The sequence below is a fragment of the Acinetobacter sp. 16 genome, from assembly GCF_033439925.1.
Classification (GTDB): domain Bacteria; phylum Pseudomonadota; class Gammaproteobacteria; order Pseudomonadales; family Moraxellaceae; genus Acinetobacter; species Acinetobacter junii.
Map to the genome: position 1 here is coordinate 3,076,500 of NZ_CP137746.1, position 12,630 is coordinate 3,089,129.

The window sequence follows — 12,630 nt, forward strand, 5'->3', positions numbered from 1 at the left end:
AACGGATGGAGTGTCGTCCATCCGTTTTAAGTTCACATTTTTCTATACAAATTAGGCCTGTATCACTTGTATTCGTAACTCTTTGGGTAGGCTAAAAGTAATATTTTCCTCGCGACCTTGAAGCTCTTGCGGAGGAGTCGCACCCCAATCCTGTAAACGCTGAATGACCTGCTTGATGAGAATTTCAGGCGCGGATGCACCAGCCGTCACACCAATTTTACTGTCTGACTTAAACCAATCTTTTTCTAGTTCTTCTGCATTATCAACCAAATAAGCTGATTTACCCATACGCTCAGCCAGTTCACGCAAACGGTTTGAATTGGATGAATTCGGAGAACCTACCACCAACACTACATCACATTGTTCCGCCAAATCACGTACCGCATCTTGACGATTTTGAGTGGCATAACAGATATCATCCTTACGCGGTCCCATGATCATCGGATATTTTTTTCTTAGGGCATCAATCACTTTCGCTGTATCGTCGATTGAAAGTGTTGTTTGAGTTACAAATGCAACTTTTTCAGGGTGTTTTACAACTAACGCTTCCACATCATCTTCATCTTCAACGAGATAAATCTCTCCACCTTTAGACTTATCATATTGACCCATTGTGCCTTCAACCTCAGGGTGCCCCTCATGCCCGATCAGAATGGCTTCGGTGCCCTCACGCGCATATTTGGTGACTTCAATATGAACTTTGGTCACCAACGGGCAAGTAGCATCGAATACTTTTAAACCTCGACGTTCTGCTTCTTGTTGTACGGCTTTTGATACGCCATGAGCGCTAAAGATTACAATTGAATCATCAGGAACTTGGTCCAGCTCATCAACAAACACTGCACCTCTTTGACGTAAATCATCGACTACAAATTTATTGTGAACGACCTCATGTCGTACATAGATCGGTGGATTGAAACATTCTAATGCACGATTGACGATCGCTATAGCACGGTCAACACCAGCACAAAAACCTCTTGGATTGGCCAACACGATTTCCATAACAACCTCTCTCATCATTTGAATATTTATGCCAAGCTATTTCGTTTAACGGCACGCTACACTACAATAGCCAAGATATTTTATCATATCAGGAAAAATATCATGTCGGGTCTATTGTTTGTCGTTTCTGCGGCATCAGGAACAGGCAAAACATCTCTTGTAAAAGCCCTACTCGATCGAGTCAGCAATCTACACGTTTCTGTCTCACATACTACGCGTGGACAACGCCCTGGTGAACTTGATGGTGTTCACTATCATTTTACTGATACTGAAACATTTTTAGAGCAAGTAGAACAAGGTGGTTTTATTGAGTACGCTGAAGTATTTGGTAATTATTACGGCACATCTCAAGCAAAAGTAAAAGAACAATTACAACAAGGTCACGATGTTTTACTCGAAATTGACTGGCAAGGTGCTGAACAAGTTCGTCGCCTTTTCCCTGAATCAAAACAAATTTTTATTCTCCCTCCAACCCAGTATGACCTAAGACAACGTCTTTCAAACCGTGGTACGGATTCAGTCGATGTGATCGAACATCGCCTCAGTTGTGCAGTTGAAGATATGCGCCATTTCGCTAGTTTTGACTATGTCATTATCAATGATGATTTCAACAAAGCTGTGCATGATCTCGAAGCAATTATTACGGCAAATCGTTTAGTCACTCTGCAACAAAGCAGTCGCCATCAAAAGTTGATTGAAAACTTAATTACACTCAATCGCGAATAACTTGAGTCTTGAGCAAAAGCCTTTTATACTATTTAGTCTTTTCAAGTGTAATGTTCAAACGAGACAATTTATGGCACGTGTAACCGTTGAAGATTGTTTAGACCATGTAGATAACCGCTTCGAGTTGGTACTGGTAGCGAGTAAACGTGCACGTCAATTGGCACGTCAAGGCATGGAACCAACTGTTGAGTGGGATAATGACAAGCCAACAGTCGTTGCATTACGTGAAATTGCGATTGGTCATGTAACAAAAGACATCTTAAAACAACGCGAACAAGACTACCAAACATCAAATCTTGATATGGTATTGTCTACAAATTCTTTGAATTTAGAAGGATTTACATTTTAAGTAAATCTGCTCGCATAAAGAAGCCCAATGTGAAGACACTGGGCTTTTTTGTTTATTGAAAATTTGGATTCAAATTGATAAAAGCAATCGGTTTAATTGAAAAAAATTCATATTTTTTCCAATGAACAAATTGACAAGTTTATCAATATGCTTTTCATTAGAAGCTAAGTAATTCAATATCGAAATTTAAGTTATATAGGTGTTTTTTATGCCAGGCGAAGAGGTCAGCCAAGCCAAGCAACAACTCAAAGTCATCATTGAAGCCTATCTCAAAGATAGCGAAATTCAGTGTGTGCTTGCTGCCTGTGATTTTGCCGATTTAGCGCATAGTGGTATCACTCGAAAAAGTGGTGAACCTTATGTACTGCATCCTATAGCAGTAAGTTGCATACTTGCACATATGCGCTTGGATGCCGATACTTTGATGGCAGCCTTATTACATGACGTTATTGAAGATACCGAATTTACCAAAGATGAAATCGGACAAAAATTTGGAATAGTTGTCGCCGAATTAGTCGATGGTGTAACAAAATTAAGCCACTCCAGTGATAAAGAATATAACAAAGCCGCTTCTTTCCGAAAAATTCTGCAAGCAACCTTACAAGATCCTCGTGTCATTATTATTAAATTAGCCGATCGTTATCACAATATGACGACCTTGGATGCTTTACGCCCCGATAAAAGAGCACGTATTGCACAAGAAACTTTTGATATTTTCGTACCGATGGCACGTTTGGTTGGTATGAATGAGATGGCTGATAACTTGGAACATCTCTGTTATCAAAATCTTGATCTTGATATGTTTAACGACGTACAAGCAGCCCTACTTGCAACAAAACCAAAGCGCTGTGAATATCAAACAGTATGGGAACAAAAACTAACTGATTTATTAAAGACATACGACTTAAAAGGCCGTATTAAAAAGAAAAACAATAATATTGAATTGCTACGCCATTTTGTAAAAAATGAAATAGACTTAAATGAATTAAGCCACAGCCATGCCTTTGAAATTATTTTAAACAGCATTGCTGATTGTGATCGCTTCGTCGATGCACTCAAAGAGAACTTCCAAGTTTTACAATACAAAGATCACATCCGACGTCCACTTCCAGGTGGCAACCAATCGTTAATGATCAAATTAAAAGGTGAAAAAACTACACTTTCGCTCACCATACAAACCGAACTTATGCGTAAAGCTGCTCGCTTTGGTGTGGTTTTAGGTGAGAACGCGCCTCAAGCTTGTCGTTCAGCCATTCAAGCCTCTATGCAGAACTTGAACACCCTCATTGATGGAGAATGCGCAAAAACTACTTTTAGTGATTTGCTTGATTATTTACATCAAGAAAAAATTTGGGTATATACACCTCACGGGCAGTTACATGAACTACCACAGGGAGCAACTGTTGTAGATTTTGCCTATTCTGCCAGCTTATTTTTAGGTAATCATGCTGTTGGTGCAAAGGTTGATGGTGAAATTCGTCCTTTATCAACACCTTTACACAGTGGACAGGTTGTTGAAATAATTACAGATGTACTAGCCACCCCGAACCCAGATTGGCTGAGTTTCATTAATACGCAAAAAGCTCGACGTGCTCTCCAAAACATGCTCCGCGAGCAAGATATAGATGAACAACGTCTTGTTGGTCAACAAGCTCTTAATCGTGCATTAAAACTCTTCCATCGCTCAATTGACGATCTCTCTCAAACGGATTGGATTAATGTATTGGAGTGGCGTCATTTAAGTAGCAAAGATACCTTGTTTGAGCAAATTGCAGTGGGCGACTTATTGCCTCAACTAGTTGCTAACCATTTGTTTGCACAAGATCATCATACACAGCACCAAGCAACATCAGACCGTTTGATCTCAGGCACAGAAGGTGTCGATGTCAAATATGCACACTGTTGTAATCCTGTTCTCGGTGATCCAATTCAAGGGCATTTATCTCGAAGAGGATTAATCGTCCATCGTTCACGCTGTCGTAATTTACTACATGAGCAGCATCTTCATCCTGAAAATATTATGCCCCTACATTGGCAAGCTGAAGAAGTTGATGATGTTCGTTTTAGTGCCTATCTATGCATTCATATGATGATGAATGATGAACAAATTTCTGATCTGATCTACCAGTGCCGAAAAGCTAAAACAGGCGTAGAAATGGTGGAATCACAAGATCATAAAACTTACGTCAATATAGTCGTCAGTAACCGTAATCAGATCGCGCAAATTATCCGTGATTTACGCATGCATTTTGGATTCCCTCGAATAGAACGCCTCAATATGCCAATTGTGCAAACTGAAATTGCCAAAGCATAAAATCTAACACTTATCCTCACTAGCAGATATAAATCATGACAATAATCGACTGCGACTCCGCAGTCGTAGGCAGTTTCGTGGGCGATCATTTGTGTTAAAGTCACATTGTTTTATGATAAAAACGACATAGGAGAGCTTAATGTCACGTCAAGTAATTCATACTGAACATGCGCCAGCTGCGATCGGAACGTATTCTCAAGCAATTTTAGTCGGTAATACGCTTTACCTTTCAGGCCAAATTGGCTTAGACCCTTATAGTATGGAACTTGTGGATGGAATCGAAGCTCAAATTCGTAGAGTATTTGACAACCTAAAAGCTGTATGTGCTGCAGCGGGCGGAAGCTTAGCAGATATCGCAAAACTCAATATTTTCCTTACAGATTTATCTCATTTCCAACTTGTGAATCAAATCATGGGCGAATACTTTGCACAACCTTACCCTGCTCGAGCAGCATTGGGGGTTGCTAGCCTTCCCAAAGGTGCATTGGTTGAAATGGATGGCATCGTTATCATTAACCAATAATCTATAAAAATTAAATACTTAATTAATAAATTTCATTTTTAATTGGTCATCAATCTCGAGAGGAATTCCGTGTATAACTCGGATTTCCTCTCAAATGATCTTTTTTTATTCAAATTCTCAATAAGAATATATTCACTATTAGAATGAAATTCATTGACAAACGATAATAATTATCAATAATATCAATTATCGCATTAATATTTGTGGATCACTCCCATGTATGTTTGTTTATGCCGTGGAATCACAGACCAAGATATCAAAGATGCTGTTGCAAATGGCGCTGAAAGCTATCGTGAAATTCGTGATTTACTCGACTTAGGCACTTGTTGTGGTCGCTGTGTTCCTGAAGCTCGCTCAATTATCAATGAAGAACTTGCTGAAATTGCAGCACGTATTTCTGTCGCGGCATAACTCCTTTTCAAATATTTTAATAATAACCCTGCTTTAACTACCACTATTAAAATTAACTCTTTCTTTAACCCTCCCTATGCAAATGAGACTCACATGATCTGCTTTTGATTGTGATTTTCATTTGCCGTTCAATAAATTACTCGCGCCAAATCCATTTGTTGATTAATATAATCTAAATTGCCTTAGCGATTAGGGCATTACTGGATGTTTACGGAGTAAGTGCAATGAAAGGCAATCGTGAAGTCATTAATCAATTGAATCAGGTGCTTTATCACCATTTAACTGCGATCAACCAATATTTTTTACACTCGCGTATGTTCAATGATTGGGGAATTGAAAAATTAGGTTCAGCTGAATACAAAGAATCTATTCGCCAAATGAAACATGCTGATAAGATTATTGAACGCATCTTGTTTCTTGAAGGTTTACCAAATCTGCAACACTTAGGCAAACTTTACATCGGACAGCACACAGAAGAAGTCTTAAATTGCGACATTCGCAAAGTTAAAGAAAATATTGAAGCACTCAAGCAAGCTGTAGAGCTATCAGAAACGCAACAAGACTATGTAACACGTGATTTAGTTCAAGAAATTCTAGAGAAAGAAGAAGAATACTGGGATTGGTTAGATACTCAATTAGATCTTATTGAAAATGTTGGCATTGAAAACTATATTCAAAGCCAACTTTAAAACATATAAAAAAAGAGCGACTTAATGTCGCTCTTTTTTATCATTTAGACTATTGATTTAACTCAATAATGTCAGCCAAACTCACATCTTTTTTATACAAACGATTAAGTATGTAAAGGTATTTTTCAGCTTCCTTATTTTGCTGATTGTAGACCAATACTTGTGCAAATTTCTTCAAGTTATACGGTGTCGCCTTATTCTTCACCATCTCAGCAAATTCACTTAACTGCGCTTCAGAAAACCTTGTTTTAGGATCTAAGGCTATCCAATCTAAACGCTTCTGAAATTGTGTTAATAATAAAATTCTTGAGCTGCCCAATATTTCTTCGGTAGGTTGTTTACCTTTAAAGATAAGGCGACTGTTATCCTGAAACAGTTTGTAATCCCGCCAGATCAACAAAAGAACAATGACACTGATCAACCATACACAACGCACGACATTTTTTTGAATGGTAATACCTTTTAATTGCGGTGTTTGTGCTTGAATAAGCCCCAGCAAGAAACCCATTGGCAACAGAAAATACGCATAACGCTGCGGGAACTCCAACATAGCATGAATCAAAATCGCACAAACCATCATAATCGCGATAATTGAGGTACTATCTTTTGCCGTCTTGTTTAACCATAATAACCATAGAGATAAATATCCAACAATCAAAACACCGAGCGGAACACCATTCCAAATTAGAAGATCAAGGATAATATTGTGGGCACTATTAAACCAAACTTGAACAGTATTGAACTCAATACTCTCGACTACAGCGATACTTGTTTGATTCCAGCCATAACCAAACCATGGACGCTCTGCAATCGCATGCAGAATTTGCATCCACATGCCTAACCTTTCATGTCCTGAACCAGCTCTTTGAACAATAGAAGCTGTATGAGCCACTCCCGTATCTAAATGAGAGGTCATAAATTGTGTCAGATATGGCAGTAAATAGCCCGCAATCACAAAATACAATGAAGTCCATAAAAGCAATTTCGGAAAGTTGAATCGCGGATTATTTTTATGTTGTTTATAAATCCAATAAAAAAAGAAAAATATACAAACAATCCATGCTGTTCTTGATTGCGTCAATGTAATGGTAAATAGCAGGATTAGAGAAGAAGGAATAAGCAACCATAAGGATGCTTTTCTTTTCTCATATAGATAAAGCCCACCCATCAATGCCATCACTAAAAAAGTCGAGAGATTATTAGGTTGCCCAAAATTAGCATAAGGGCGGTTGCCTTTGAGCTGCATAATGCCATATACACTTGATTCAAACCCCAGCCATTGCACCATCGCTATCAGGCTAGTCACACTCGCAATAATAAGTAACAGCCAACAAACCTGTTTCATCAACTGTTCACGAGCACTTGATTGTAACGATAGGTTATACCCCATCACCACCATGACCCAAAAACCAAATAAATATGCTGTACTCAATAAGGCAACACTAAAATCAGAGACTAAGCCACTACTCCATTGCAACAATGGTATAAAAGCAACTGGCAATATATAAAGTTGTAGTTTGGGTATCTGAATATTTCGATTGAGAAAAAGCGTAAATAGCGTTAGCGCAGCAGCGAAAGTTGCCAACTCACTAGAAAATGTCACCCAGGGATAGGTGTGAAATGGTGATAGCCAGGCAAAGCTAAGTAAAAGGCTAGCGAGAATGAGACATAGAAATGGCATAGGGTAGTATGTAAAAGGCATTCTCACATATCATACAGTAAAGCGCTTTTATCATCTAAATAGAGATGAGTAAATTCTGATATGACTACCGACCAAACTTACCACCATAATTTTTTTAGAAAATATGTAAAATAAATTATTAAATAATTACAATAAGATATAAAAATTAGACGCAAATAAGAATGTCAAATTAATTTATTAACTCTAATAAAATAAGCGATTTCTAAAATTTAAGTTTTTTTACATTGATATACGTATTAAAATACAAAAATACAACCTCAACTCTTATTCAAGATGGAAAATAACCTTAACAATCAAAGTATTTCTCATATTTATTCAAATATTAGTAAAAAAATAATGACCCATGACTTAAAGATTGGAGTCATTGGATTAGGTTATGTAGGCTTACCTCTAGCTTTAGCTTTTAGTAAACAATTTCAAGTAATTGGGTATGATATAAATTTCAAACGGGTGACTGAACTGGCTAACCAACAAGATTCCACACTCGAAATAGAACAAGATCAACTCAATGATTTAGCTAAAATTAAGATTAGCTCGAATGCTGATGACTTATCAGAGTGTCAATGTTTTATTGTTACTGTCCCAACACCGATTGACCACTTTAAACAACCAGACCTAAGCCCATTAATTGAAGCATCAAAAACTATTGCAAAGTATCTTAAACAAGGGGATATCGTCGTTTATGAGTCTACAGTCTATCCAGGAGCAACTGAAGAAATTTGCGTTCCGATATTAGAAGCAAACTCACAGTGTAAATTTAACCAAGACTTCTTCGTTGGCTATAGTCCAGAACGTATCAATCCAGGCGATAAAACCAAGAGCGTTACCACCATTCAAAAAGTCACTTCAGGATCAACACCTGAAATAGCGGAACTGATTAACCAGATTTATTTAAAAATCATTACAGCAGGCACATATAAGGCTTCGTCTATCAAAGTTGCAGAAGCTGCTAAAGTTATTGAAAACACTCAACGTGATGTTAATATTGCCCTTATCAATGAACTTGCACTTATTTTTAATAAACTCGGCATAGATACCGAAGAAGTTCTAAAGGCTGCTGCGACAAAATGGAATTTTTTACCATTCCGACCAGGTCTCGTTGGTGGTCATTGCATTAGTGTCGACCCCTACTATCTCACCCATAAAGCCCAATCAATTGGTCTACACCCAGAAATTATTTTAGCTGCCCGAAGACTCAATGACCGTATGGGAGAATATGTTGCAACCCAATTGATCAAGGAAATGGTCAAACAGAAAATTCAGGTTGTAGGAGCAAATATTCTTGTAATGGGGTTATCTTTTAAAGAGAATTGTCCTGATATTCGAAATACAAAAATTATCGACCTAATACAGTCATTAAAAGAGTATGATCTAAATCTGGATGTATACGATCCTTGGGTAAATCCACTAGAAGTGATTAAGGAATATGGTTTAGAACCAATTCAAACACCTAAGACCTCTCATTATGATGCTATTATTCTTGCGATTGGACATCAACAATTTAAGAATATGGGATATGAAGCCATTCAACAATTAGGGAAAGAGAAGTTTGTCTTATACGATCTAAAATATATCCTCCCGCCCTCTCAATCTCATCTGCGATTATGACTAAGCACCTTTACATATAGATGGCAAGTACATTTGAGAGATTTGTGAAGAAGCACACTCCCAACGCGCCGATCCATTTCCAGCATAATTCATCATTGCAAAAGTGAGTGTTTTACCTGCAACCCCTGCATTCATTCCTGAGTTATTAAAAGTAAAGTCAAAAGCGCAGATCGCACCTGAATAAGTTGTATTAATACTTATGCTCTGAACATATTTAGTATTCACTGTTCCAGAAGAGTCTAGCCCCAAGTCTACAGGTGATGTAGGGCATGCTCCACTTTCACCGTATTTTGCCATCAATTCCGACTTAAATGCACTTGCCATATTGAGTGCCTCAGAAACCTGTGCCCGTGTGGTATAGTTTTGATAGGCAGGGATTGCTATTGCGGCCAAGATACCAATGATCGCAACCACAATCATCAATTCAATGAGTGTAAATCCTTTCGCACCAATCATGACTTTCCTCCCTAAAAATGTAATTATGGGAGCTTAATTTCAAAAATCATGCCAATTAAATAAAATAAACAATTTCAAATATATAAGTTAAATTAAAAGATCAAATGAATGACCTATTTTGTCATATGATGACTTATAAGGTAATTTTATTGAATAAAAATTTAACGAAAGAACTTCAAATCATATACACTCTAGAAGAGCTTATAATCTCTTAAAATCATGTCTAAGAAAAAAATATTGATCGTGACCCGCAATCTTCCTCCATTAATTGGGGGAATGGAACGCTTAAATTGGCATATAGCAGATGAACTATCTAAGGATCATGATGTTCTGCTTATTAGCCATACCAAAGCAAGAACAATCGCGCCATCAAAATCCACATTTTATGGAGTCACATTAGATCCACTTCCTCTTTTTCTTATATTGGCTTTTATCAAAACATTCTGGATATGCTTAACCCAACGCCCAGATATTTTATTTGCAGGCAGTGGTTTAACAGCTCCAATTACAGTTTTTTGGGCAAAGTTTTTTAGAAAAAAAAGTTTAGTTTATATACATGGTTTAGATATAAAAAATGATAGTCGTATTTATCATTTAGTTTGGACACCATTCATAGGGGCTGCAAATCATATTATTACAAATAGTTCACCTACTCGTGATTTATGCATAAAAAAAAATATTCCATCTATGAAAATATCTATAATTCACCCTGGTGTAACATTTCCAGCAAAAATTCAAAATCATACAGTTATGCAAGAAATGAAAGAGAAATTAAATCTTAATAACAAAAAAATTCTCCTTTCTGTCGGACGCCTAACAGAACGCAAAGGTTTAAGTGAATTCATAAAATTTTCTTTACCTCAAATTGTGAAAAATAATCCAAACGTAATCTTGCTCATTGTCGGTGATTCAGCCAATCATGCTCTGAATAAGAATATGCAAACCCGAAATCAACTCATTAAAATAGCTCAAACTCATAACATAGACCAACATCTATGTTTTGCAGGAAAAGTTACAGATCAAGAGCTTTCTAGCCTATTTTATTTATCCTCTATTCATATTTTTCCCGTTAAACACATAGCAAATGACCCTGAAGGCTTTGGTATGGTCGCAATAGAGGCTGCAACACATGGAATTCCTACAATTGGCTTTGCTACAGGTGGTGTAATAGATGCCGTGGAACAACAAAAGAGTGGGTTTTTAATTGAGAGTAATAATTATCAAGAACTCAGTAATGCTGTTATACAATTTCTGCAGAACAAGACATCAATAGACCGAGGTACGTGCCAAAATTACGCAGAGAAATTCTCATGGAACAACATGAGAGTTAAATTCTCTAATTTATTAAATGATTAGGTTCGCCCATACTCGTCCTTGAAGCGAATAATATCATCCTCGCCTAGGTAAGAGCCTGACTGTACTTCAATCAACTCCAATGGAATAGAGCCTGGATTTTCTAAACTATGTGCTGTCCCCAATGGAATAAAAGTAGATTCATTCTCTGAAATAAAATATTGTTCCTCACCTTTAACTACTTTCGCTGTACCTTTCACAACAATCCAATGTTCTGCACGATGGTGATGTAATTGCAAAGATAATTTCGCTTTAGGTTGAACAGTAATTCTTTTAACCTGATAACGCTCTCCTATATCAATACAATCATATTTACCCCAAGGCCGAACTACCTCCTTATGCTGTAATAATTCCACCCTTTGGGTCTTTTTTAACCGCTGTACTATGTCCTTAATTTCTTGAGATTTATCTTAATGGCAAATTAATATCGCATCTTTTGTTTCTACAATAATAAGATTCTCAACACCTAATACGGAAATTAAACGTGAAGACGAATGGATATAATTATGATAGCTCTGCTCAACTAATACATCACCAAAAATCACATTCTCTTGCTCATCCTTTTGATTGGACTGCCACAAAGATGACCATGTACCTAAATCATTCCAACCAGCATTTAAACTTACAATTACACCATTTTGGGTATGTTCCATGACTGCATAATCTATTGATTCATCTAAACATTGTTGGAATATATCAGCATTAATACGGATAAAGTCCATATCTTGTTTTTTACTCTGCCATGCTAGCTCACAAATTTGATAAATTTCACCTTGATATTTTTTAAGCTCTTCAAGAATGACAATAGATCTAAACATAAACATACCACTATTCCACAGATATTGACTCGTGGATAAGTACTTTTCTGCCGTTGAACGATCAGGTTTTTCAACAAACTGTTTAAGTTTATAAACATCGTTCTTCTTAATTTCATCTCCCAATTGTATATAGCCGTAACCAGTATTTGCTTCTGTAGGAACTACCCCAAAAATAGCTAAATCGTTTTGCTTTGCATAATGATAGGCATTTTTAACACACTTTTCGAAGCATTCAATATCAGCAATAAAATGATCTGCAGCTAAGACAAGTAAGATAGTGTCATGCTCTGGATAGAGTTCGAGTCCCAGTAAAGCGGCTAACGCTATTGCTGGAGCAGTATTTTTTGCGCAAGGTTCTAAAATAATTGAAGCATTTTGAATATTTAACTGTCGAAGCTGCTCAGCAACAATAAATCTATGCTCTTCATTGCATACAATAATCGGTGGTGCTATTGGCTTTGGTAAATTCTCTAAACGTTTTAAAGTTATTTGTAGCATTGTGTAACTTTCATCTACAAGTTTTAAAAACTGCTTTGGGTAAGCTTGACGTGAAAGTGGCCACAAACGTGTACCTGCCCCGCCAGCTAAAATGACTGGAACAATCATGTGTATTTCCTTTCTAAACACATTGAAATATATTAAATATAATCATTTATTAGTAAAATGATATCACGAATTT

General features: G+C 36.9%; 13 protein-coding genes. 8 read left to right on the plus strand and 5 right to left on the minus strand.

Features of this window, described 5'->3' with window-relative positions; all coding sequences use genetic code 11:
* Window positions 1-51: 51 nt before the first annotated feature.
* Window positions 52-1,002 (minus strand): 4-hydroxy-3-methylbut-2-enyl diphosphate reductase, encoded by a 951-nt coding sequence (ispH, locus tag R2H34_RS14950; RefSeq protein ID WP_004909571.1) that lies wholly within the window; start codon window positions 1,000-1,002, stop codon window positions 52-54.
* 102 nt (window positions 1,003-1,104) lie between these two features.
* Between ispH and gmk the strand changes: the two genes are divergently transcribed.
* The 6 genes from gmk to bfr all read left to right on the plus strand — a co-directional run bounded on the left by gmk (window position 1,105) and on the right by bfr (window position 6,014).
* Window positions 1,105-1,728 carry a guanylate kinase gene (gene gmk, locus R2H34_RS14955; protein WP_004909574.1) on the plus strand — a complete coding sequence of 208 codons (624 nt, stop codon included), beginning with the start codon at window positions 1,105-1,107 and terminating at the stop codon, window positions 1,726-1,728.
* A 70-nt stretch (window positions 1,729-1,798) separates the two neighbouring features.
* Window positions 1,799-2,077 (plus strand): DNA-directed RNA polymerase subunit omega, encoded by a 279-nt coding sequence (gene rpoZ, locus R2H34_RS14960; RefSeq protein WP_004909577.1) that lies wholly within the window; start codon window positions 1,799-1,801, stop codon window positions 2,075-2,077.
* A 208-nt stretch (window positions 2,078-2,285) separates the two neighbouring features.
* The gene (locus R2H34_RS14965; RefSeq protein WP_234856544.1) at window positions 2,286-4,391 is read left to right on the plus strand and encodes a RelA/SpoT family protein; all 2,106 of its coding nucleotides are present in this window, start codon (window positions 2,286-2,288) and stop codon (window positions 4,389-4,391) included.
* Between the two features lie 139 nt (window positions 4,392-4,530).
* Window positions 4,531-4,914 (plus strand): RidA family protein, encoded by a 384-nt coding sequence (locus tag R2H34_RS14970; RefSeq protein ID WP_004909581.1) that lies wholly within the window; start codon window positions 4,531-4,533, stop codon window positions 4,912-4,914.
* Between the two features lie 216 nt (window positions 4,915-5,130).
* Window positions 5,131-5,325: a bacterioferritin-associated ferredoxin gene (locus R2H34_RS14975; protein ID WP_004909583.1), complete on the plus strand. Its 195-nt coding sequence runs from the start codon at window positions 5,131-5,133 to the stop codon at window positions 5,323-5,325.
* Window positions 5,326-5,549: 224 nt separating this feature from the next.
* Complete coding sequence (gene bfr / locus R2H34_RS14980; protein WP_004909585.1) at window positions 5,550-6,014, plus strand: heteropolymeric bacterioferritin subunit Bfr; 465 nt, start codon at window positions 5,550-5,552, stop codon at window positions 6,012-6,014.
* Window positions 6,015-6,063: 49 nt separating this feature from the next.
* On the opposite strand, the gene R2H34_RS14985 is transcribed toward bfr, so the two are convergent.
* Complete coding sequence (locus tag R2H34_RS14985; RefSeq protein WP_318342565.1) at window positions 6,064-7,695, minus strand: PglL family O-oligosaccharyltransferase; 1,632 nt, start codon at window positions 7,693-7,695, stop codon at window positions 6,064-6,066.
* Window positions 7,696-8,052: 357 nt separating this feature from the next.
* Here R2H34_RS14985 and tviB point away from each other — a divergent pair, with 357 nt between their 5' ends.
* Window positions 8,053-9,324: a Vi polysaccharide biosynthesis UDP-N-acetylglucosamine C-6 dehydrogenase TviB gene (tviB, locus tag R2H34_RS14990; protein ID WP_318342327.1), complete on the plus strand. Its 1,272-nt coding sequence runs from the start codon at window positions 8,053-8,055 to the stop codon at window positions 9,322-9,324.
* Here the strand turns inward: tviB and R2H34_RS14995 are convergent, their stop codons facing one another.
* The gene (locus tag R2H34_RS14995) at window positions 9,325-9,780 is read right to left on the minus strand and encodes a pilin (RefSeq protein ID WP_318342328.1); all 456 of its coding nucleotides are present in this window, start codon (window positions 9,778-9,780) and stop codon (window positions 9,325-9,327) included. It lies immediately after the preceding gene.
* Between the two features lie 219 nt (window positions 9,781-9,999).
* Between R2H34_RS14995 and R2H34_RS15000 the strand changes: the two genes are divergently transcribed.
* Window positions 10,000-11,136 carry a glycosyltransferase family 4 protein gene (locus tag R2H34_RS15000; protein ID WP_318342329.1) on the plus strand — a complete coding sequence of 379 codons (1,137 nt, stop codon included), beginning with the start codon at window positions 10,000-10,002 and terminating at the stop codon, window positions 11,134-11,136.
* On the opposite strand, the gene R2H34_RS15005 is transcribed toward R2H34_RS15000, so the two are convergent.
* Together R2H34_RS15005 and R2H34_RS15010 are read right to left on the minus strand one after the other, a co-directional pair.
* Window positions 11,133-11,489 carry a cupin domain-containing protein gene (locus R2H34_RS15005; protein WP_318342330.1) on the minus strand — a complete coding sequence of 119 codons (357 nt, stop codon included), beginning with the start codon at window positions 11,487-11,489 and terminating at the stop codon, window positions 11,133-11,135. The genes R2H34_RS15000 and R2H34_RS15005 overlap by 4 nt on opposite strands.
* Before the next feature lie 54 nt (window positions 11,490-11,543).
* Complete coding sequence (locus R2H34_RS15010; protein ID WP_318342331.1) at window positions 11,544-12,557, minus strand: mannose-1-phosphate guanylyltransferase/mannose-6-phosphate isomerase; 1,014 nt, start codon at window positions 12,555-12,557, stop codon at window positions 11,544-11,546.
* Window positions 12,558-12,630 lie beyond the last annotated feature (73 nt).

Bases quoted from the DNA above. Each gene is read 5' to 3' on its own strand.
- R2H34_RS15000 (WP_318342329.1), top strand. From the start codon at position 10,000: ATGTCTAAGAAAAAAATATTGATCGTGACCCGCAATCTTCCTCCATTA.
- rpoZ (WP_004909577.1), top strand. From the start codon at position 1,799: ATGGCACGTGTAACCGTTGAAGATTGTTTAGACCATGTAGATAACCGC.
- tviB (WP_318342327.1), top strand. From the start codon at position 8,053: ATGACCCATGACTTAAAGATTGGAGTCATTGGATTAGGTTATGTAGGC.
- R2H34_RS14995 (WP_318342328.1), bottom strand. From the start codon at position 9,780: ATGATTGGTGCGAAAGGATTTACACTCATTGAATTGATGATTGTGGTT.
- ispH (WP_004909571.1), bottom strand. From the start codon at position 1,002: ATGGAAATCGTGTTGGCCAATCCAAGAGGTTTTTGTGCTGGTGTTGAC.
- R2H34_RS14965 (WP_234856544.1), top strand. From the start codon at position 2,286: ATGCCAGGCGAAGAGGTCAGCCAAGCCAAGCAACAACTCAAAGTCATC.
- R2H34_RS14985 (WP_318342565.1), bottom strand. From the start codon at position 7,695: ATGCCATTTCTATGTCTCATTCTCGCTAGCCTTTTACTTAGCTTTGCC.
- gmk (WP_004909574.1), top strand. From the start codon at position 1,105: ATGTCGGGTCTATTGTTTGTCGTTTCTGCGGCATCAGGAACAGGCAAA.
- R2H34_RS15010 (WP_318342331.1), bottom strand. From the start codon at position 12,557: ATGATTGTTCCAGTCATTTTAGCTGGCGGGGCAGGTACACGTTTGTGG.
- bfr (WP_004909585.1), top strand. From the start codon at position 5,550: ATGAAAGGCAATCGTGAAGTCATTAATCAATTGAATCAGGTGCTTTAT.
- R2H34_RS14970 (WP_004909581.1), top strand. From the start codon at position 4,531: ATGTCACGTCAAGTAATTCATACTGAACATGCGCCAGCTGCGATCGGA.
- R2H34_RS14975 (WP_004909583.1), top strand. From the start codon at position 5,131: ATGTATGTTTGTTTATGCCGTGGAATCACAGACCAAGATATCAAAGAT.